The organism is Lyticum sinuosum (genome assembly GCF_034471385.1).
GTDB lineage: Bacteria > Pseudomonadota > Alphaproteobacteria > Rickettsiales > Midichloriaceae > Lyticum > Lyticum sinuosum.
On sequence record NZ_JARGYU010000002.1, the window covers coordinates 227,508 to 248,253 of the forward strand.

Consider the following 20,746-nt stretch of genomic DNA (forward strand, 5'->3'; position numbering starts at 1 on the left):
TGTATCAAAAATTAATATTTTGTAATTAAAATTCTAATAATAAATATATCTTTAATAGTAAAATCAATCGGAAGCTATAGAATAATTAGTAGTCTTATAATATCTATAGTAGGAAGTACAATAGTATGTTCAGTAGGTTTACTTTGTATGTTAGCTTTAAAAGCAATAAAAAATTGTATATATAATTCTTTTTATGAAAAAGATGAGAAAGAAAATAAGGAATTTCATAAAAATTGGAAAAAGTAGCATATTTAATATATTAAAAAGTTATATAGTTAATAATTATCAAATTATTTATTGAATAGTGATTACCTTTATTAATCTAGTCAATGTTTCTATTTCTAATGTTATTTTGATATTATTGGATTTTTCTTCATATTCTATTTTATTTTGAGAAGATTCTATCATTAAAGCTGGTTTTAAAATATTAGATATAAAATTCCATAAATATTCTGATGTTTTTTCCCCTAATTTTGATTTTATTTGTAATTCTTCTTTATTTTGAATCTCTACAAGAGATTTTATATTATGAAACTTATCAGATAATATTGATGCAATACCATATCCTATATTTGGAATCCCCATTGCATATATAAAATTAGCAAATGATACGATTCTAGCTTTTTTTATTGAGTCTATTAAATCATTAACAGATTTATCTCCCCAACCATCTTGATTTTTAATTTTATTAATTAAATCTAATTTATCTGGTATTTCCATTATATCTGCACAATTTTCTATTATATTTAGCTGATATAGTTGTTTAATCTGCTTTTTTCCTAGTCCAATAATATTAAAACATGAACGCCCTGAAAAATGTATCATTTTTTCAATAATTTGAGCTGGACATGCATAGTTATCACAATATAAATATGGAGATTTAAATATGGCTTTATTGTGACATTCTGGACATTTTATATCTGTTAATTCTAATATTGGATTATTATTAGTTACTTGATTATCAAATATAACCCTAGTTATTTTGGGAATAACATCCCCTGCTCTTTTAATTTCTACTTTGCAATTTAGATATAATTTTAATCTATTGATTTCATCAATATTATGAAGGCTAACTCTACTAACAGTTACGCCATTAATTAAAATAGGCTTTAGTTCAGCAACTGGTGTTAAAATACCATTTCTACTAACTTGAAATACTATATTAATAAGCTCAGTTAAAGCAGTTTCTGCAGTAAATTTATGAGCTATTGCCCATCTTGGAGAATGATTTGTTGATCCAAGAAATTTTCCTACTTTTATTTCATTTATCTTATAAACTACTCCATCTATATCATAATCTAAGAATGGTCTTTCTTCTTCTATTTTTTGATGATATTTCATCATATCTGAAAAGTCTTTTGCAATATAATAAGGCACCGTGGTAAATCCAAGGTTATTGGCAAATAATAAAGAATCAGAATGATTTACTAATTTATCTTTTAAACTATTTTCTATCGTATCAATATTAATATCATACAAAACATTATCTTGTTTTTTATTGTTAAAGTTTACAATATTGACCTGATCTTCCTCTAAAATAAATAAATCCCATATCATATATTTCAACCTTCTTTCAGCAATTTGAGATGTATTAAGATGTCTTAAGGATCCAGAAGCTGCATTCCGTGGACTTACAAATTGCTGCTCATTTGATGATTTTCTATTTTCATTTAGAGAAATAAAATCTTTTTTATCTATATAAATTTCACCTCTTACTTCAATTAAATCAGAACAATTAATATTACGTGGTAAATTATTTACATAATATAGAGATTGTGTTATATCTTCCCCGTGTTTTCCATCACCTCTGGTTAATCCTGCAATTAAATTACCTTTATAATATATGGCTGCAAAAGAAACACCATCAATTTTCGGCTCACAAATATAATTACAAGATAAATTACTTTTTTCAGTATATTTTTCAATTCTTTTAACAAATCTTTTTACTTCATCTTCATTAAAAGCATTTGCTAAAGATAGCATAGGAGAAGTATGACGAATACGATTAAATCTATTACTAGGTGGATATCCTATGTCAATATCAGCTAATTTCATATCACCAAATTGCTTTGCTAACATCTCTAGTTCACGCCTCATACTATCATATTCAAGATCTGTTATTATTGGTTTATTTTTTGAATAATAATAACGATTGTGTTTTATAATTTCTTGACGTAGAGATTGAATTTTTTCTATTAAATTTTTCTTATTAAACATAAATTTCTGAGTTTTTTTTAAATTAAAAATTAAATTCATCATATATTATATTGAAATAATATAAAGTATCTATTAAATTTTAAAATTTAATTTATTTGCTAAATAATACTATTTTGATATATAAATTTAAGTAAATATAAATCTAAGTAATTTTTTCCGCTAAATAATCAACTATTCTTTGCATATTCATACTCCTAGATCCTTTAACTAAAATTAAATCATTTTCTTTAACTTCTTTTTTTAAGAAATCAAATAATTCATTTATTTTACTAAAAGATTGAATAAAAATTTTTTTATTATTTTTATTATGAATATATTTTCCATTTTCTATATCATCTCCAAATAAATATGTAGCAGAATTTAGATATTCTTTTCCAAAAGTACAAATTATATTTATTCCAGAATCGCAACATATATTTATAATATCAATATGCATTTGATGAGAGTAAGATCCTAATTCTAACATATCTCCAAGAATAACTATGAGACGCATCTCATATGATATTATATTTTTATATAAAATCATTGAATTTATTGCTTTTTCAACTGATCCTGGATTGGCATTATAAGTATCATCAATTATGAATGTATTCTCTATTTTACCATTAACTATTCCACCTCTACCTAAAGATGGTATAAAATCTTTAATGTAATCTGAAGATTGCTGAATTATATTAATTAATTGGTTATCATCATAATTTATTAATAATACTGCGTATAATGAGCATAAACAAGCTATAGAATTTATAATTGTTTGTTCAGTTGGAATTTTTATTTTATAAAAGAATTTATGTTTTGATTTTATTTTTTCAATATTATTTTGAGATATAAAATTTTTATTTATATAAAAAAATTCTAATTTAATAGAATAATATATGTTATCATTGTTATTTTGTATTTTTGCGTTACAAAAAATATAAGTAGGTCTATTTTTGTTATTAAATTTAGTAATCAAATAATCTTTTAATTCTTGATTAAGAATTACATTAATTCCATAAATAATAATAATTTTTGCATTTTTTTCTGCAGTGTTAATAAGAGATAAACTTCCAGTAGTATCATATGGAATTATAGCTATACCATTATTTAGCCCTAAAAATATTTCAGATTTTGCTTCTATTATATCTTGAATACTTGAAAAACAACCAATATGAGCAGGGTAAATATTAGTTATAGTAGTAACATCTGGTTGAGCAATTTCTGTCATATTAGCTATCTCTCCTTTTCTATTCATACCCATTTCTAGAACAGCATAGTCATTTTCTGGATGCATATTACTAAGCATCAGTGGAAGACCTATAGTATTATTAAAATTTCTATAAGAAGAGAAAACTTTAAATAATGATTTAAAAGATGAATCTTTTTCAGAATTTGTAAAATAATTCTTATAAAAATTTATTTTATTATTATAATCTATATTATCAGATCTAAAATCTTTTATATTGTTATTAAATTTATCACTATGAATTGATGTATTATTTATGCTTTCTATTTTAGAAATACATGAAGATATCATGTCTTTTAATGTAGTTTTACCACAACTACCAGTTACAGAAACTATTTTTCCTTTAAATCTTTTTCTATTATAAATTGCTAAATTTTCAATAATCTTATATGGATTATCTACTATAATTATTCTTTCTGATTTAAATCTTTTTGCATCAGAATTAATGAAACATAATGAAGCACCTAATTCTAAAGCTTGTTCTGCAAAATCCCCACCGTTGAAATTAGGACCTGGAAGACCCACAAATATAGGGCCATAGCAAGAATTATTAATTGTTTTAATGTTTTTATTTAAAGATTTTATATCATCTGTATAATAATTAAGTAATTTATTCAAATCATACTTAAATACTAATCTGCTATCTATTATTACATTGTGAGAAAAACAAATAGTTTCAATTTTATATCCTGTTGCCTCTTCTATATTAAAAGAATTCCATAGAATAGTTTTATAAAGATAGTTATATTCTTTTAAATATAAATTATTGTTATTTATATGATTTTTGTAATCACTATCTGTAATTTTCATATTTTTTATTAAAGTTAAGTTAAATTTTTCTATTATAAAAATCAAATTATAAAAATTTAACTATAAACCTACACTATAAAAGCATATATCACAAATTTGTGATTTGTAATATTTTGGTTAATTTACTAGTATTAAAGAAAGTTTTTATAAAAAAAAATATAAATATTAATAAACTACAAATCAGAAAGAAATCATATTCAAGTATAAAAATATCTCATTTATTATATAAATATAACTTATAATAAAAATTACCTAAAATTATAAATTTAATCATATTAAAAATGCAATCTCTCAAAAAAATTAAAGATTTTTTAAAAAAAGAATTAAAAGTAGTACATTTTCTTATATCAGAAAGTATAAAATCGTCTGATTCCTCATATTTAAAAGATATTGCTAAACATATATCTATATCTGGAGGGAAAAATATGAGATTAACTATGACTTTATTTATTTTTAGAAGCTATAATCCTAAATTTATACCATACGATTGCGATAATATTGATTTTGTTAATCAAAATAATAATCATTTAAATAAATATTATCATATATATTATCTTGCAGCATCAATCGAAATATTACATATAGCAACTTTACTTCATGATGATGTTATAGATAATAGCAATTACCGAAGACATAAGATTACCGCACATAAAATATGGGGAAATAAGCAAGCAATATTAGTTGGAGACTTTTTGTTTAGTCAATCATTTAAATTTTTAGTAAAAACTGGATCAATCTTTGTTCTTGAATCTATAGCTCAAGCAAGTGCTTATATTGCAACAGCAGAAATTAAACAAATAAATAATATCATAAAACCTGAAGATAATAATAAAGAAATAATTTATGAAAAAATAGATAAATTCTCTATTGAAACATATATTGAAATTATTAAAGGAAAAACTGCAGAACTTTTTGCTTCATCATGTGAAACAGCTGCAGTTTTATCCAAAAATAAAAAAGATGCTTCCATATGGAGAGAATTCGGATTAAATTTTGGATTAACCTTTCAAATAATAGATGATTTAATTGATTATACCGTTAATAAAGAAATATTAGGAAAAGATGCTATGTTAGATATCAAAGAAGGAAAAATAACTATTCCAATTATTATTTTATGGAATAATGCTGATTATGCTGATCGAATCACTATAATCAGTATTTTTAACAATATTCATAAAGAAAATTACTATGATCAGACAATTATTACAATTATATCAGATATGTTTAATAAATATAATATAATAAATTTAACACTTTCTTATGCCCAGACATATGCAGGGGTAGCTATTTCTGCTCTTGATAGAATTAAAAGAAAATATCCTCTTAATCATCATTTAAATTTTAACATTAACATATTAAAAGACCTGTTAATTGAAATTTTACAAAGAAAAAATTAATTAATATATTTTTATTAAAAAATTCGATTATTATGCAATTTTCTATTAATATTAATATTTTTTAGTATAAAATATTAATTATTAACATATAAAAATATATGGTTATCTTCTTTATATTATAATTTTATTAACTATTTTATAATAATTTGATTTGCAAATTATTACTTTTTATAAGAAAATTTTTAAAGACACGTTTTTTATTATTGAAATATTTATTTAATATAGCACTATATAAACTGCGTGTTTAAGTACATTATATAATAATAAATCAAAATTTTTTAATCTTTATATGAGCATAAAGAGAGTTGCAGAAATTCTTTCAAAAAAAAAGAAAATTAATTTAAAACAAGCTAGAGATGATATAGAATTATTTATATCTTCTCTTATTCAAGCTCTTTCTGAGACTAATAAAGTTTCTTTTAGAAGTTTAGGAATGTTTAAGAAAGTAAAAACATCACCTAAAACTATGCGCTTGCCAGGATTGGAAAGAGTTATTGAAGTTCCAGCCGGAATTAAAATTTCATTTAAAGCAGTTCCATCTGTTATTAAAAAAATCAAAGGAGAATAAAATATTAAAATAAATAGCATATTATAAAATATCGCTATTTATTCATTCTAATTTTAGAAAATGTTTAATAAAAATATGGAGTTGTTATTATACTGGTATTTTTGAGATTTTGATATCTTACAATACATCTATTTTATGAATCAAATTTGATAAAGTACTTGTTTTATAAACTCAAAATATGATATGATTTCATATTACTTTTATAATAACTAATTAAACAAATGATTCTCTATGGATTATACAAAAGACACATCTAATTTTAATAAATCTCAGACATCAACATATACAAATTCTACTTACAGTTATGATGTAGGTCTTCGTAATCATATGCTTCTAATATATCAACAGATGTTTTTTGCTTTATTAATTACATCTTTGGTTGCAGGATTTGTTTCTTATAGTCCATCTTTATGGACAATAGTTCATGGCCCTCTAGGTATATTATTGATGATAGCAACTATTATAATTCCTGTTTATTTTACTTTAAAAATAAACCAAATGAGTCTTTCAAAAGCAAGAGGTTTGCTGTTTTCTTACGCAGCTCTAATGGGAGCTTCTTTGTCATATATTTTGGCAATTTTTGGACCAATGACAACATTTAAAGCATTTGTAAGTACTGGTGGTATGTTTGGAGCAACTTGTTTATATGGATATACAACTAAATCAGATTTATCTCAATACAGACATATATTTTTTATGGCTTTAATTGGTATACTTATAGCAAGTTTAATTAACATTTTTACAAAAAGTAGCGCTATTGAATTTATGATTTCTGCTGCTGGAGTGGTAATATTTGCTGGAATTACAGCTTATGATACTCAAAAAGCAAAAGATGTATACTATTATATGTCTGGAGATCAAATATCAAGATCTAAAGCAGCAGTATTTTGCGCTTTATCATTATATATGGATTTTATTAATATGTTTGTGTATATGGTTCGTTTATTTGGTAGAACACGCGATTAAATAATAGAAAGATGAGAATATAACTAATTATGTTTACATACCAAAACTCAAGTAGGTATATATGGGTTGATGGTAAAATAATTTCATTGGAGCAAGCAAATTTTCATGTTATGAATCATAGCCTGCATTATGGAAATGCAGTTTTTGAAGGTGAAAGATCTTATTATGGTAATGTTTTTGCTATGGAAGATCATCATAAAAGACTCCTTAGATCAGCAGAAATCTTAGGTTACCATATACCTTATACAATTGAAGAATTAAATAAAGCTGCTAAAGATATTATTTATGTTAATGATCTTACAGACTATGATGATGTTTATTTAAGATTAATTGCTTGGAAAGGAGGGATTTCTTTAGGAATATCAGCACCCTCTTTACCTATACATCTATCTTTTATTGCAATGCGTTGGCCGACATATCGTCATCAAAAAAGGAATCCATTACGTCTTGGATGGACCAAATGGGTTAGACCACCTCCTAATAGTTTTCCACATGAAGCAAAAGCAGCAGGTCAATATATAATTAGTAGTCTTTGTAGAGAAGATGTATTTAAAGAAGGATATGATGATGCTGTTATGATGGATTATCGTGGATATGTTGCTGAATGCCCTGGTGCTAATATATTTATGATTAAAAATAAAGTTCTTTATACTCCTATAGCTGACTGTTTTCTTAATGGAATAACACGTCAAACAGTTTTAAAAATTGCATCAGAAAATATTGGTTTAGAATGTAAAGAGACTGTAATTACTAAAGAAGACATTGAATCTGCTGATGAAATATTTGTAACAGGATCTGCTGTTGAAGTCTTTCCTGTGCAGGAAATTAGTGGAAAAATGTTTTCATGTGGGAAAATTAGTAAAGATATAATATATTCATATCTAAAATTAGTTGGTGCGAATATTATTGAATAATAATATTAAAAAAATTTTTATAAAGCATATTATTTACATTAATTGAATAAAAATCTTATATTTCTTATATTTATTATTAAAATATGTATAAAGTATCTCTAATACGTAGTGATCAAGAATCTTTTGATAGAGGTATGAGAGCTCGTGGTATATCTACTACAGCATCTGATATTATATTAATTGATAATGAAGTATGTATTTTAAAAAATGAACTACAAAATTTTCAAACTCGACGCAATTCAATTGCTAAAGAAATAAGTATAGCAAAAATTCAAGGCAATAATAATTTAATTCAAGAATTGATGATAGAAAGCGAGTGTATTAATAAACAAATTTCAACAATAAAATACGATCTAACTTCAAAACAAGAGCATTTAGATAATATATTATCAATATTACCGAATATTCCCGATGAATGCGTTCCAATAGGTGGAGAAGACGATTCTATATTATTTAAAGAATATGGAGAAAAAAAAGTATTTAATTTTATACCAAAGCAACATTTTGATCTAGGAGAAGATTTAACTGTTAAATTTAACAAAAAAATAGAAAATAATAAATTTTCTATTAGTCTAATGGATTTTAAAACTGCGATAGAAATATCTGGAACTAGATTTGTTTTATTATATGCTGAATTAGCACAACTCGAACGTGCTCTTGCTCAATATATGCTAGATAATGCAGAAGCTTCTGGATATATAGAAATTTCTACTCCTCTTATGGTATTAGATAAGGTTATGTATAACGTTGGTCAGCTTCCTAAATTCTCTGAAGATTCTTTTGTTGTTGACAAAAAATATAGACTTATACCTACTTCAGAAGCTGTATTAACAAATATAGTTGCTAATAAAACATTAGATATATCAGATTTACCATTAAGATTTACAGCATATACTCCATGTTTTCGCTCTGAAGCTGGAAGTGCTGGAAAAGATACTAAAGGAATGATTAGAATGCATCAGTTTAATAAAGTAGAGTTAGTAAGTATAACATCTAAAAATCAATCTAATATTGAACATGAATATATGCTAAATACTGCTGAAAATGTCTTACGTGGCTTAGATTTACCTTATAGGATCATAGTTTTAGCTTCAAAAGATATGGGATTTGCATCTAGAAAAACATATGATATAGAAGTTTGGCTTCCTGGGTGTGATAAATATAGAGAGATATCAAGTTGCTCTAATTGTGGTGAATTTCAAGCAGTAAGAATGAAATCTTATTATATTGATCAAGATAAAAAAAAGAATTATATTCATACTCTTAATGGATCTGGATTAGCAGTTGGAAGAACATTAATTGCTGTTCTTGAAAATTATCAACAAGAAGATGGTAGTATTGCGATTCCTGATATTCTCAAGAAGTATATGAAGGGAATGGATAAAATCCAAAATAGATCAAATCTTAAATAAAAATTATTAATTATTATTAACTTTAACTAATTATTAAATTATTTAAGTAATAATATATTTTTGTATTTAGAAGTTAGAATAAATTTTTGTATTAAATTTTGTTACTGATAATTTTATTACTGATAGTTTTATTTATAAAATAAAAATATTCTTGTAAAAGAGACTTAGCACTTTGAAAAAAGTTATAGTACAATAATAATTATATAGAATAAAATTTTATTAATAATGATATTAGCAATAAATGCTAAATAAAAATTTAAATATATTTAAGAATTTTAATTTAAATTCTTTTTTTCCTTATATTATAGCAATTATATTAATAATATTAATGATTATTGCTATGGATATCATTATTCCATTTTTAATTGGTGGACTTTTAGCATATATTTTATATCCGATAATCATAAAATTACAGAAAAACTTAAAATGTAAAAAAGAATATTTAGCATTATCTAGTTTATTAATGTTATTTGCATCAATAATAATGATTATGAGTTATTTTTTACCTTATTGTTATTATCAAGTAATTAATATGTATAAACTATTTGTTTATCATGATTGGAATAAAACAGTTGAAATAATTACTAATTCTCTTGAAATTTATATACCTAGTAGTAATGCTCAGTTTCTCAAAATAAAATTTGTAGAATTATTGAATCAAAGTGTATATTTCATCAGTAAAAATATAGATTATGTTATTTATTCAACTGGAACAATATTTTCATCAATATTATTAATTATTTTAATACCTTTTATAACATATCAATTTATTTGTGATTATGATGAAATAAAAAAATATGGAAGTAAATTTTTTACTATAAATCAAATAATAAAAATAAAATATTGGCAAAAAAAAATAGATGTAATAATTCGTCAATTTCTTATTGGACAAACTATTATTGCTTTTTTTTGGTGGATTTACTATGCACTTATATATTCTATATTAGGAATAAATTTCGCATTTACTATTGGTTTAATATCATTTATAATGAGTTTTATTCCATATATTGGAGCAATATTAACATTAATTATAACATTAATTATAACTTTAGTACAGTTTGGTGGTATAACAATTGAGATATGGTTAGTTATTTCTACATATACTGTAGGACATATAATAGATATATGTTTTTTAAGTAATCATTTTGTTGGAAAAAAAATAGGACTTCATCCTCTTTTAACAATTTTTAGTTTATTATTCAGTGCAAAATTTATGGGATTAATAGGTATGTTTCTTGCTTTACCTACAATGGTAATAATAAAAATTATTTTTGAGGAAGTATTTTGTAGTAAACAATTAAAAAAAATTCTATAAGATTTTTTTATATATAATATTAATATTATTAAATATATTTTCATTAAATAGAATTATATCTTTATTATTTTAATAAATGTATCATATTTATAATACTATTGATGATATTTTTTAAGGAGAGAATTAATAATTTTATAATATATTTTTAAAAATGATAAAAATTTTTCTTGCACATTAATTTTTTATATTTATAATAAAAACTTGTAAGGGGGCGATTAGCTCAGTTGGTAGAGCATCTCGTTTACACCGAGGGGGTCGGCAGTTCGAGTCTGTCATCGCCCACCACTTTACATCAGGGGATGTAGCTCAGTTGGTTAGAGCGCTGGCCTGTCAAGCCAGAGGTCGCGGGTTCAAATCCCGTCATTCCCGCCATTATATTCTTCAGTCTATTTGCTGTTCTCAATACTAAACATAGTATTGTATTTTTAAGCTTAGCAATTTGTTGTGAATATACAAAATATAAGATATAAAATAAAACTTTAATCTTATAAAAAGAGTTTAAAATAAAAAAAACAAAAAAGTTATTATAATAATAATCATTAATTCAGCCTATGATATAAGCTTAATAAGCCAGCAGATTCTGTAAGTTTAAATAATGATAATTTAAATAATGATAATTTAAATACTACTTTTAATAAAAACGATTCTAAAAATAAATTATCAGCCTTAAGTCTTTTTTTACAAGCAGATTTTGTAGTTAAAAGTGTTATGATAATTCTTTTATTATCATCTATTTATGGTTGGTCAATTATTTTTGATAAAATTATTTCATTATTAAAACTATATATTTGTAATAAAATTACAAAAATATGTTATTATATTTAATTTATAGATCTAGTATAGAGATTTATTGATTATAATTCTTTAATTCTTAATTATTAGACATATTTTCTTCTATCCAGCTTTCTAGATCTTTAAGACTAAGTGCTCCAACTTTTATTGATATTTTTTCACCATTTTTAAATAGAATTAAAGTTGGTATTCCTCTAATTCCCATTTCTCCAGGAATCTTTTGATTATCATCAACATTTAATTTACAAATTTTAATTTTATCATTATTTTTTTCTGCAAATGATTCTAGTATTGGCATAAGTTGCTTGCATGGTCCACACCATTCTGCCCAAAAATCAACTAAAACAAATCCTTTATATTTTAAAACTTCATTTTCAAATGAAGAATCAGTAATATTTATTAAATGAGCTGTTTCCATAATTAATATTGAATATTTATTAACTTATTAAATAATTGATTTTGTTATGAAAAATTAATTTTAATTTAATTTAAAAATACTAATTAATTTGAACTTATCAATCAGTTTAATTATTGCATAAAATAGAATAAAAAACAATAATAACTCCAATAACAACTCAATTTAACATTTTGTTAAAATCATTTATTAGAATATTTATTAGTTATTATAAATGAGGCTTTTATTTAATTTAGGTTTATATTTTTTATGTAAATATTGTAAATATTCATCATTTATAATATCAAAATAGAATTCTGTGAGTTGTTTTTCATAATCTGAATTAATTACTTCATTATTATTTGGATAATTAATATCTTCTAGAATTGCAAAATGATATTGTTTTCTTTCATTATTAAAATAAAGTTTTGTTGATTTTCCTGGCTCTAAATCAAATATCTCTCCTAATAATTCTAAATCTATATTCTTTGGCATAGGTTGAATCCGAGATATATTAATATCAGTTGGTTTATTAACTAACTTTTTTAATGAGTTAAAAAAATCTTTTCTAATATTAGAATCTGATTGATCATTAATATCAGCTGTCGAATGTATTGAATTTGCAAGATTTGTTAAGAGATTATATTTCTTTTGATCTAACAGTAGTTTTTCTAATTTTTTATCTGAAGGTCTTACTAATCTTTTAGGAATAATTTTATTAACTTTTAGTAAAACATATCCAATAGATTCTTTTTGAAGATCTGAATTATTATCATCTTTTTTAGTTTTTGATATATCATTAGACAAAACCCTTATAGATTTTATTTCTTTATCATTAATTACTTCTAATTCTGATATATCTAATAATTTTGTATTAAATGCTAAATTCTGTATAACTTTTGGTACATTATCAAATTTTTTATTTTCATCTTCATTATTATTAATAGTATAATCTTTATTATATCTCATTTGCACATGTACATTGTGTGATTTTATTTTAAATTTATTACATATTTCTTCAAAAGAAATCTTTTTTTTGATATCAGAATCAATTTTTTCTGTTAGAATTTTTAATTTTTCTTGATTTTTATTAAATACAATTTCATTAATAAGATAATCTTTTACTTCAAAAAATTCTCTTTTTTGGGTAGGATATATTTTATTGATATAAAATATATGCCATCCTAGAGAAGTTTGATATGGGCGCGATATATCACCTTCTTTAAGAGAAAATAAAATTTCAGTTAAAATTTTATTAAAATAATCGTTTGGAGATATTTTTTTTAGACTACGTGTATATTCGTATGGTGTTTCATATTTATTTCTAACATCATCGAATTTTTTTCCAGATAAAATAGCATTATACGCCATATCAACAACTTTTTTATCTGTACATATTAGTTGTTCTATATCTCTTCTTTCTGGTATTTCAAGATATTTTTCTTGTTTTTTATACTCCATTACAACTTCATCATCGTTAATATCTTGAATTTTTACAGAATCTTCTAAAGAATCAGTTGTTAATAATACATATTCTATCTCTCTTGTTTCAGGAATAGTAAAAATTTGTTCATTTTCAGAAAAATATTTATTTATTTCTTCTTGAGAAGCAATAATATTATCTTGAATGTCTAATTCATCTATTGTAATTAATTTTGCTTTTCTTTGATCATATATTATTGAATTAAGAATACGAATTATACTTGGATATATAACTCCACGATTAAGAGTAAAAATTTGCATAAGTTGTTTACGCAAATAAAAACGCTCCATTTTTTCTATAAATTTGTTTTCACTAATACCATTTCTTTTTAAAGTTCCTTTAAATTTTTTTTTATCAAATTTTCCATTTTCATCATGAAATGAAGAAATTTTTTGTAATTCTTCTTTTATAATATTATCACTTATAACTAAACCTATTTCTTCAGCTTCTTTTTCAATTAATGCTGCATCAACTAATTTATCAAAAGCGTAAGACTTTAAGTCTAAATTATTTGGTAAAGAAGAGTTATTTTTTAAATCATTATAAAATTCTTGATAATCTAATAATGTATATTCTTTATTTCCAATTTTAACCAACCAACTATTATCATTATTACCTACTTTTTGTGAAGAATTATATCCAGCAATACTTATCATTATAAAAATAATAGCAGTTGCAATTGGAATAATAATTTTAGCATTTAACATATATATTTACTTAATCTAGTAATTTATTTACAAATAATAAAGAAATGATAAAAGAAATGATATACAATTAGCAACCAGCTTCATTTATAAGATCTCTAGCTTCTTTTTTTATAACATTATCAGCATTAGGATATTCTTTTTGCATATGCATTATTGTTGAACAGACATCTTCCTTTTTCCCAATTTTTAAGTATGATCTTGCTAATCCTAATAAATTAAAAATTGATCTTTCTCCTCTTGGTGAGCTATAACCTTTAAGGTATTGAACTGCTGCTTTTTCATATTGTTTATTATAAAAATATATTTCACCTATCCAATAATAAGCATTACCAGCCATAGGATGATTCGGATATTTATTTACAAATTTTTCCATAGCATCAAAAGATAAAGAGAAATCTTTATTGGTACTATTTGCATAACGAAGCATATCATATGCCTGTTGATATTCTTCAAAACCATCAGCTTTATCTTGTTTACTTATTTTATTTTTAAATTGATCAATAGATTGAGGAGAATCACTACTTGATGATCTACTTTCAAGATATTGTGGAGATTTACTAATATCTATTTCATTTTCAGATGAATTTTGTTTACTTTGCTTCTTTGGTATCTCTAAATTTTTGTTAGAATTTAGTATTTCTTCTTGATTACTCTGAGTATTCTTTTTTTTATCAACTGAAGAGATATTTTTTGTTTTTTCATTTATTTCTTTTTTATTAGTCAATTGATTGTTTTTTTTCTGAGTAATTTTTATTTTTTCTATTTCTTCCCCTTGTTTTTTAGTATTTTGCTCGATAATATCGAGCTGCTTTTGCATTTTTGTTAAAATACTAACCAAATCTTGCTGATTTTCATGTGTTTCTAAAGCAAACAGTTCAGTTTTTTTTAAAAAAAAAGATGTATTAAATAATTTTATAAATACAAAACTAAAAAAAATTAATATATGTAAGATTACTTTATAAAAAGCAGGATTATTTGATTTCATGATAAATTAGTATGATCTGTTGGAAAGTTTATATATATTATAAATCTAGATATAAGAAATTATCTATGCAAAATCAACATTATTTTAGATTTGTTATTTTTATAATAAAATAATAAAATTATTTTTTAGTAATTATTTGTAAAACAGTTTGAGAGAACTCTACATTTATGATGATTATTGTTTTTAGATTAATCAAGATAACATAAAAACTATGATTTATTATTTGTATCACAATTATCTTGTACATTATTTGATATATGTGATTTCAGAGATAATGAAGATTTATTATTTAGATAATTTTTATATTCTTTATAATTTATGTCTTCAGAGTTATCATTATTAATTTGATATTGGTTATCATTTTTAATAATACTCTCAAAATCTTCAATATTTTTCGAATAAAAATGATTAAATGAAGTTTTATGAATTAGAAGAGGACGTCCATCCCCATAAAAAATAAAGCATATTTCATCTAAACAACGTATACAAACAATTTTTTGTTTTAGATCTAGTTGTTTTTGCTCAATAATTTCTATTTGTTGTTCTGTTTTATTATTTTTTTTTATTTCTTTTTTTAGATATAATATATATACTAATAAGAATAATATTAAGATAACTACTATAAAAATTGATATCATTATCATTAGTTCATCCATAAAAACACATGTTATAAATATATGATTTATACTTATTTAGTACTTACAATACAAAATAAAATAATATATTGATATCAATATAATTATTAATAATGTAAAAATATTTAAGGTTAATCAAGTTATAAATTATATTATTAAATTATTAAGTATTATAAATTTTGTAGGAATTATATTTTATATAAATAAAGCTACTAGTGATGCATTTATAAAATTTACTAAATTTCCTGCAACTAGAGATTTCATACCTATTTTTAAAACTTCATCACGTCTTTCTGGAACTAGCATACTGTAAACTCCTATAGCTAATCCTACACTACCAAAGTTTGCAAAACCAGATATAACATACATAACTATAATTTGTGTTTTATGTGAAATACTTGATCCCAATGTCAAAAATTCTTGTGTTGCTAATATCTCATTAAATACTATTTTAGTCCCTATAATACTACTAGCATTAATAATATCAGAGCTTTCTACTCCTATAATCCAGCTTATTGGGGCCATTAAAAAACCTAAAATCATTTGAATTGAAATAGGTTTATTATTTATATATGGAAGATAATCTAAAATTTTATTAGCTATATCAATAAGAGATATAAAACCTATAAGCATTGCAACTATAGTAACAAGAACTTTTGCACCATTCATAATACCAGTAAAGACAGATTCAATTAATGTATCACCTTCTTTAAGTTCCATATCATTTGCACCTGTAAGATTATTTGATGATTCTGGAATAATAATTTTGGAAATTGTGACAACCATAGGAATTCCAATTAAAACAGAAGATAATGTATGAACCATCGCATTAGGAATAATAGGTCGTATTATAATATCAATAAGAACCATAACAGAGCTAGCTAATCCAGCCATTCCACATGTAATCAGTGTAAATAATTCGTTTTTTGTAAGACGTTTTAGATATGGTGTAATAATCAAAGGTGTTTCAGCTAATCCAGCAAAAATATTAGTTGATATTGCAACTCCTAATGTTCCTCCTATACGAAGTGTTTTTTGAAATATATTTGATAATATATTTATAAAAAATGGTAAAACCTTGATATAAATTAAAACAGAACTAAGAGCTGATAAAACTATAAGAACAGGAAGACTTTGTAATGCCATTATAAAACCAAGCTGACCAGAAGCTTCTGTCTTTGCTAATCCTCCAAAAACCACCGATGTTCCTTTAATAGCAGAATCAGATATAGATTTTAATGTATCATTAACGCAAGTAAGTGCATTGACTACAGATGGTATTTTTATAACTATTATAGCAAAAAAGAATTGACATATAATACCAATAACTAGATCAGTTTTCTTTATTGCTTTTTTATTAGTACTCATCAAAATTGCAATTGATATAAAAACTATATACGATAATATTGTGTGTAGATACTGTGGCATTTCAATTAAAAAATTTAAACTTAATTATGAGATTAATTCGTATGAAATAAATGTAAGAGTACTAAATAAATGTAAGAATAGTAATAAAGAATAGTATTTTAGTACTCAATATTTTTAATTATTTTAATTGATGTATTAAAATTGGCACTAATATTATTTTTTAATAAAAATTAAAGAAAATTAATTAAAACTAAAAATTAAAAAACATTATTTTCATCAACTAATTTAATCAACATATTACGAACAATATCTATTGCAACTTTGTTTCTTCCACCTTTTGGTATAAGGAAGTGTGCATATTTTCTAGATGTTTTAACAAACTTCATGAACATTGGTCTTGTTTTAGTATTATACATTTTGATTCCATCTTCAATTTTTAATCCTCTTTCTACAACGTCTCTTTGTAATCTCCGACTTAGGCATAAGTCCAATGGTGTATCAACAAATATTTTTATATCAAGCATTTTACGTAGGTTCTTGTCTGAAAGTACCATAATCCCTTCAATTACAATAACTTTACATTTTGATATTTCAATACCACTAGCATGTCTCGTACAAGTTTTATGATCATATTGTGGCATAAATATAGTTTTCCCCATTTTGAGATCTTTAATATGTTGTACAAGAAGTTCATTATCGATACTTCTAGGATGGTCAAAGTTCCTTAACCTTCTTTCCATAAAAGGAACATATGAAAGATCAAAGTAATAATTATCTTGAGGTATAATAACAACTTCTGGTATATCTTTCATAATTGCATTAGCAAGGGAACTTTTACCAGAACCAGAAGCCCCTGCTATGCCTACAACAACTAAATTTTTTTTAATAGTCATTTACTGTATTTAATAAATGATTAAGTTCTAAGAACTGCTAGCACATATTTTTTATTATTGCAACATAAATATATAAGATAAAAAATATTAAAAATGAGAATATTAATATTAAAAACTTAGAAAATATATTTACAGAGATAGAATTTACACACATTGTGTAATTCACATAGTATAAATTTTAATAAAAATAATAATTTTTTAATAAACTTAGTTTTTAATAAAATTTTAATAATTACCATATCTTTAGATAATAATAATATTGCTTATTTGTATATTTTTATTCTAAATTATTTACAAAAAATATCATTTTTTGCAAAAATTTTATTAGATACTAATTACTTATTTAAATTAATATAAAAATAATATCAAAAATGATGATAAATTTTTCTCTAAAATTCTTTACATTAATTTAATATTATGTTAGGATGACTGCATTGTTTTCTACGGTAATAAAAAATTAATTTTTAATTAAGTTTATTACTCAATTTAATATGTTAACTTTATTAGTAACATAAAAATAAATTATATATAATTAGTATTAGTATGTTTACTCAAAAAATATCTCAACCAACCGATGTTAATGAAGTAAACTTCCAAGTAGGAGATAATGTTGTTTATCCTATGCATGGAGTTGGAATTATTATCTCTGAAGAGAATCAATCTGTTGCAGGAGTTGATATGACTGTTTATGTTATATCTTTTTCACATGATAGAGTAACATTGCGTATTCCTAAGAACAGGACTGCTAAAGTAGGACTACGTTCTTTATCTAGTGAATCTGATGTTGAATTTGCATTCAAAATATTAAGCAATAAAATCAGATCAAGTAAAAATCAACGTGGTAGAATAATGTGGAGTAAACGCGCTAGGAAATATGAATCAATGATTCATTCTGGATCATTAATATTATTAGCAGAAGTTATTAGAGATCTCTATAAACCAGATGGGGAAGACCATTCATATAGTGAAAAACAAATATATGATACTGCAATGCTTCGTTTTGTTCAAGAATACTCAATATTAAAAAAAGTTACTAAAGATGAAGCACTGCAAAAAATTATTTCAACTTTAAACTATAGTTAGAAAATTTTATATAATAAAGTAAAAACTGTGCTTATTTTAATTTTTAATAAGTATTAAAAGTATTAATTTATAAAATAAAGTTTTCGTTTAACAGGTTTAATAGAAATATAATTTCTAATACTTTCAAAAAATATATTAAATTAGTACTGTTTTAATAGTAGTATATAATGTATATATTTCCTGATATTTTTTTTATCGTTCATTAATAATTTAGGATTTGACAACAAAATAGTATAATAAAAATAATTTTTATCTATGTATACATTATAATTATCATAATTAATGTACCCATTTTATACTTTTTATATCTATTCCATTTTGCACCATTTCCCATAATGGACTCATATCACGTAAGCGTATTACAGATATGTTTATTAAATCAATTAAGTAATTCACATCATCTTCTGTTGTAAATTTTCCAATACTGAATCTTATTGATGTGTGAGCTAAATCTTCATCTATTCCAAGAGCATGTAGTACATATGATGGCTCTAGCGAAGCTGATGTACAAGCAGAACCTGATGATATCGCTATTCCTTTTAGACTAGCAATCATAGATTCTCCTTCAATATAAGCAAAACTTGCATTAATACATCCAGGATAATATTGATTTTCAATTCTGCTACCATTTATAAATACATCTGGAATTGTTAATAAAAAATTAGTTATTTTATGATAAAAAGTAGAAATTTTTTGATAATCCAAATTCATTTCTGATTTAGCTATCTCAGCAGCTTCACCTAAACCAACAATAAGAGGTGTAGGTAAGGTCCCAGATCTCATACCTCTTTCTTGCCCACCACCACTAATTAAAGATTTTAATTTTACTCTTGGATTTTTATTAACATAAAGTACTCCTATGCCTTTTGGTGCATAAATTTTATGTCCAGATATACTCATCATATCAATTTTCATTTTTTTCACATCAAGTGGAATTTTGCCAAAAGCCTGAGCCGCATCTGTATGAAAAAAAACATTATGTTTCCTGCAAATTTCTCCAATTTCAGCTACAGGCTGAATTACTCCAATTTCATTATTAATTGTCATAATTGAAATTAAGAGCGTATCAGGGCGGATAGTTTTCTCTAGTTCATTTAAATCAACTATTCCATTTTTATCAACTCCTAAATAAGTAATATCAAATCCATCTTCTTTAAGATATCGACATGAATCTAGAACACATTTATGTTCTGTTTTTAATGTTATAATATGTTTTTTTCCATAATTTTTGTAAAAATAAGCACTACCTTTAATTGCTAAATTATTGGATTCTGTTGCTCCTGAAGTAAATATAATTTCTGAAGAGTGTGCATTGATAAGATTTGCTATTTTATCTCTAGCTTCCTCTATAGCTTTTTCAGCTTCCCAACCATAAATATGTGTTCTAGAGTGAGGATTACCATATTTTTCGCTAAAAAATGGAATCATTTTATCTAGCACTCTTGAATCTACAGGTGTAGAAGCTAAATAATCGAAATATATATTACGCATGTTTTTATATTAATTATTATATTTTATTATTATATTTTTATGATTTATAACTAAAATATCCATAATATATCTTATAGTTTATTTAGTATAT

At 23.6% G+C, this 20,746-nt stretch carries 16 protein-coding genes and 2 tRNA genes; 9 read left to right on the forward strand and 9 right to left on the reverse strand.

The window, feature by feature from the left end; all coding sequences use genetic code 11:
• Positions 1-294: 294 nt before the first annotated feature.
• Together ligA and Lyticum_RS02775 are read right to left on the reverse strand one after the other, a co-directional pair.
• Complete coding sequence (gene ligA, locus Lyticum_RS02770) at positions 295-2,217, reverse strand: NAD-dependent DNA ligase LigA (protein WP_322498814.1); 1,923 nt, start codon at positions 2,215-2,217, stop codon at positions 295-297.
• A gap of 142 nt (positions 2,218-2,359) precedes the next feature.
• Positions 2,360-4,252 carry a UDP-N-acetylmuramoyl-tripeptide--D-alanyl-D-alanine ligase gene (locus Lyticum_RS02775; RefSeq protein WP_322498815.1) on the reverse strand — a complete coding sequence of 631 codons (1,893 nt, stop codon included), beginning with the start codon at positions 4,250-4,252 and terminating at the stop codon, positions 2,360-2,362.
• Positions 4,253-4,533: 281 nt separating this feature from the next.
• Between Lyticum_RS02775 and Lyticum_RS02780 the strand changes: the two genes are divergently transcribed.
• From Lyticum_RS02780 to Lyticum_RS02815, 8 genes are all read left to right on the forward strand, one after another.
• Positions 4,534-5,649: a polyprenyl synthetase family protein gene (locus tag Lyticum_RS02780; RefSeq protein ID WP_322498816.1), complete on the forward strand. Its 1,116-nt coding sequence runs from the start codon at positions 4,534-4,536 to the stop codon at positions 5,647-5,649.
• Positions 5,650-5,938: 289 nt separating this feature from the next.
• Positions 5,939-6,217, forward strand: a complete 279-nt coding sequence (locus tag Lyticum_RS02785) for an HU family DNA-binding protein (protein WP_322498817.1) — start codon at positions 5,939-5,941, stop codon at positions 6,215-6,217.
• Positions 6,218-6,448: 231 nt separating this feature from the next.
• The gene (locus tag Lyticum_RS02790; RefSeq protein WP_322498818.1) at positions 6,449-7,183 is read left to right on the forward strand and encodes a Bax inhibitor-1/YccA family protein; all 735 of its coding nucleotides are present in this window, start codon (positions 6,449-6,451) and stop codon (positions 7,181-7,183) included.
• A gap of 29 nt (positions 7,184-7,212) precedes the next feature.
• Positions 7,213-8,097 (forward strand): branched-chain-amino-acid transaminase, encoded by an 885-nt coding sequence (ilvE, locus tag Lyticum_RS02795; protein ID WP_322498819.1) that lies wholly within the window; start codon positions 7,213-7,215, stop codon positions 8,095-8,097.
• An 83-nt stretch (positions 8,098-8,180) separates the two neighbouring features.
• Positions 8,181-9,509: a serine--tRNA ligase gene (gene serS, locus Lyticum_RS02800; protein ID WP_322498820.1), complete on the forward strand. Its 1,329-nt coding sequence runs from the start codon at positions 8,181-8,183 to the stop codon at positions 9,507-9,509.
• Positions 9,510-9,750: 241 nt separating this feature from the next.
• Positions 9,751-10,824, forward strand: a complete 1,074-nt coding sequence (locus Lyticum_RS02805; RefSeq protein WP_322498821.1) for an AI-2E family transporter — start codon at positions 9,751-9,753, stop codon at positions 10,822-10,824.
• A gap of 209 nt (positions 10,825-11,033) precedes the next feature.
• Positions 11,034-11,109 (forward strand) — tRNA-Val (locus Lyticum_RS02810).
• Between the two features lie 10 nt (positions 11,110-11,119).
• Positions 11,120-11,196, forward strand: a tRNA-Asp gene (locus Lyticum_RS02815).
• A 499-nt stretch (positions 11,197-11,695) separates the two neighbouring features.
• Here the strand turns inward: Lyticum_RS02815 and trxA are convergent.
• The 6 genes from trxA to udk all read right to left on the reverse strand — a co-directional run bounded on the left by trxA (position 11,696) and on the right by udk (position 18,081).
• On the reverse strand, positions 11,696-12,034 hold the full coding sequence (gene trxA, locus Lyticum_RS02820) for a thioredoxin (RefSeq protein WP_322498822.1): 339 nt from the start codon (positions 12,032-12,034) through the stop codon (positions 11,696-11,698).
• 198 nt (positions 12,035-12,232) lie between these two features.
• Positions 12,233-14,200, reverse strand: coding sequence for a SurA N-terminal domain-containing protein (locus Lyticum_RS02825; protein WP_322498823.1), 1,968 nt, complete (start codon positions 14,198-14,200; stop codon positions 12,233-12,235).
• 67 nt (positions 14,201-14,267) lie between these two features.
• On the reverse strand, positions 14,268-15,185 hold the full coding sequence (locus Lyticum_RS02830) for a tol-pal system YbgF family protein (protein WP_322498824.1): 918 nt from the start codon (positions 15,183-15,185) through the stop codon (positions 14,268-14,270).
• 209 nt (positions 15,186-15,394) lie between these two features.
• On the reverse strand, positions 15,395-15,841 hold the full coding sequence (locus tag Lyticum_RS02835; protein WP_322498825.1) for a hypothetical protein: 447 nt from the start codon (positions 15,839-15,841) through the stop codon (positions 15,395-15,397).
• A 174-nt stretch (positions 15,842-16,015) separates the two neighbouring features.
• On the reverse strand, positions 16,016-17,248 hold the full coding sequence (locus Lyticum_RS02840; protein WP_322498826.1) for a NupC/NupG family nucleoside CNT transporter: 1,233 nt from the start codon (positions 17,246-17,248) through the stop codon (positions 16,016-16,018).
• Positions 17,249-17,445: 197 nt separating this feature from the next.
• On the reverse strand, positions 17,446-18,081 hold the full coding sequence (gene udk, locus Lyticum_RS02845; protein WP_322498827.1) for a uridine kinase: 636 nt from the start codon (positions 18,079-18,081) through the stop codon (positions 17,446-17,448).
• A gap of 543 nt (positions 18,082-18,624) precedes the next feature.
• On the opposite strand from udk, the gene Lyticum_RS02850 reads away from it, so the two are divergent.
• Complete coding sequence (locus Lyticum_RS02850; RefSeq protein WP_322498828.1) at positions 18,625-19,164, forward strand: CarD family transcriptional regulator; 540 nt, start codon at positions 18,625-18,627, stop codon at positions 19,162-19,164.
• Positions 19,165-19,443: 279 nt separating this feature from the next.
• Here the strand turns inward: Lyticum_RS02850 and Lyticum_RS02855 are convergent, their stop codons facing one another.
• Positions 19,444-20,655, reverse strand: coding sequence for an IscS subfamily cysteine desulfurase (locus Lyticum_RS02855; protein ID WP_322498829.1), 1,212 nt, complete (start codon positions 20,653-20,655; stop codon positions 19,444-19,446).
• Positions 20,656-20,746 lie beyond the last annotated feature (91 nt).

What these genes read in the sequence shown, in the direction of transcription:
- Lyticum_RS02790 (WP_322498818.1), top strand. Translation starts at nt 6,449, where the DNA reads ATGGATTATACAAAAGACACATCTAATTTTAATAAATCTCAGACATCA.
- Lyticum_RS02835 (WP_322498825.1), bottom strand. Translation starts at nt 15,841, where the DNA reads ATGGATGAACTAATGATAATGATATCAATTTTTATAGTAGTTATCTTA.
- serS (WP_322498820.1), top strand. Translation starts at nt 8,181, where the DNA reads ATGTATAAAGTATCTCTAATACGTAGTGATCAAGAATCTTTTGATAGA.
- ligA (WP_322498814.1), bottom strand. Translation starts at nt 2,217, where the DNA reads ATGTTTAATAAGAAAAATTTAATAGAAAAAATTCAATCTCTACGTCAA.
- Lyticum_RS02805 (WP_322498821.1), top strand. Translation starts at nt 9,751, where the DNA reads ATGCTAAATAAAAATTTAAATATATTTAAGAATTTTAATTTAAATTCT.
- udk (WP_322498827.1), bottom strand. Translation starts at nt 18,081, where the DNA reads ATGACTATTAAAAAAAATTTAGTTGTTGTAGGCATAGCAGGGGCTTCT.
- Lyticum_RS02855 (WP_322498829.1), bottom strand. Translation starts at nt 20,655, where the DNA reads ATGCGTAATATATATTTCGATTATTTAGCTTCTACACCTGTAGATTCA.
- Lyticum_RS02825 (WP_322498823.1), bottom strand. Translation starts at nt 14,200, where the DNA reads ATGTTAAATGCTAAAATTATTATTCCAATTGCAACTGCTATTATTTTT.
- trxA (WP_322498822.1), bottom strand. Translation starts at nt 12,034, where the DNA reads ATGGAAACAGCTCATTTAATAAATATTACTGATTCTTCATTTGAAAAT.
- Lyticum_RS02780 (WP_322498816.1), top strand. Translation starts at nt 4,534, where the DNA reads ATGCAATCTCTCAAAAAAATTAAAGATTTTTTAAAAAAAGAATTAAAA.
- Lyticum_RS02785 (WP_322498817.1), top strand. Translation starts at nt 5,939, where the DNA reads ATGAGCATAAAGAGAGTTGCAGAAATTCTTTCAAAAAAAAAGAAAATT.
- ilvE (WP_322498819.1), top strand. Translation starts at nt 7,213, where the DNA reads ATGTTTACATACCAAAACTCAAGTAGGTATATATGGGTTGATGGTAAA.
- Lyticum_RS02840 (WP_322498826.1), bottom strand. Translation starts at nt 17,248, where the DNA reads ATGCCACAGTATCTACACACAATATTATCGTATATAGTTTTTATATCA.
- Lyticum_RS02850 (WP_322498828.1), top strand. Translation starts at nt 18,625, where the DNA reads ATGTTTACTCAAAAAATATCTCAACCAACCGATGTTAATGAAGTAAAC.
- Lyticum_RS02830 (WP_322498824.1), bottom strand. Translation starts at nt 15,185, where the DNA reads ATGAAATCAAATAATCCTGCTTTTTATAAAGTAATCTTACATATATTA.
- Lyticum_RS02775 (WP_322498815.1), bottom strand. Translation starts at nt 4,252, where the DNA reads ATGAAAATTACAGATAGTGATTACAAAAATCATATAAATAACAATAAT.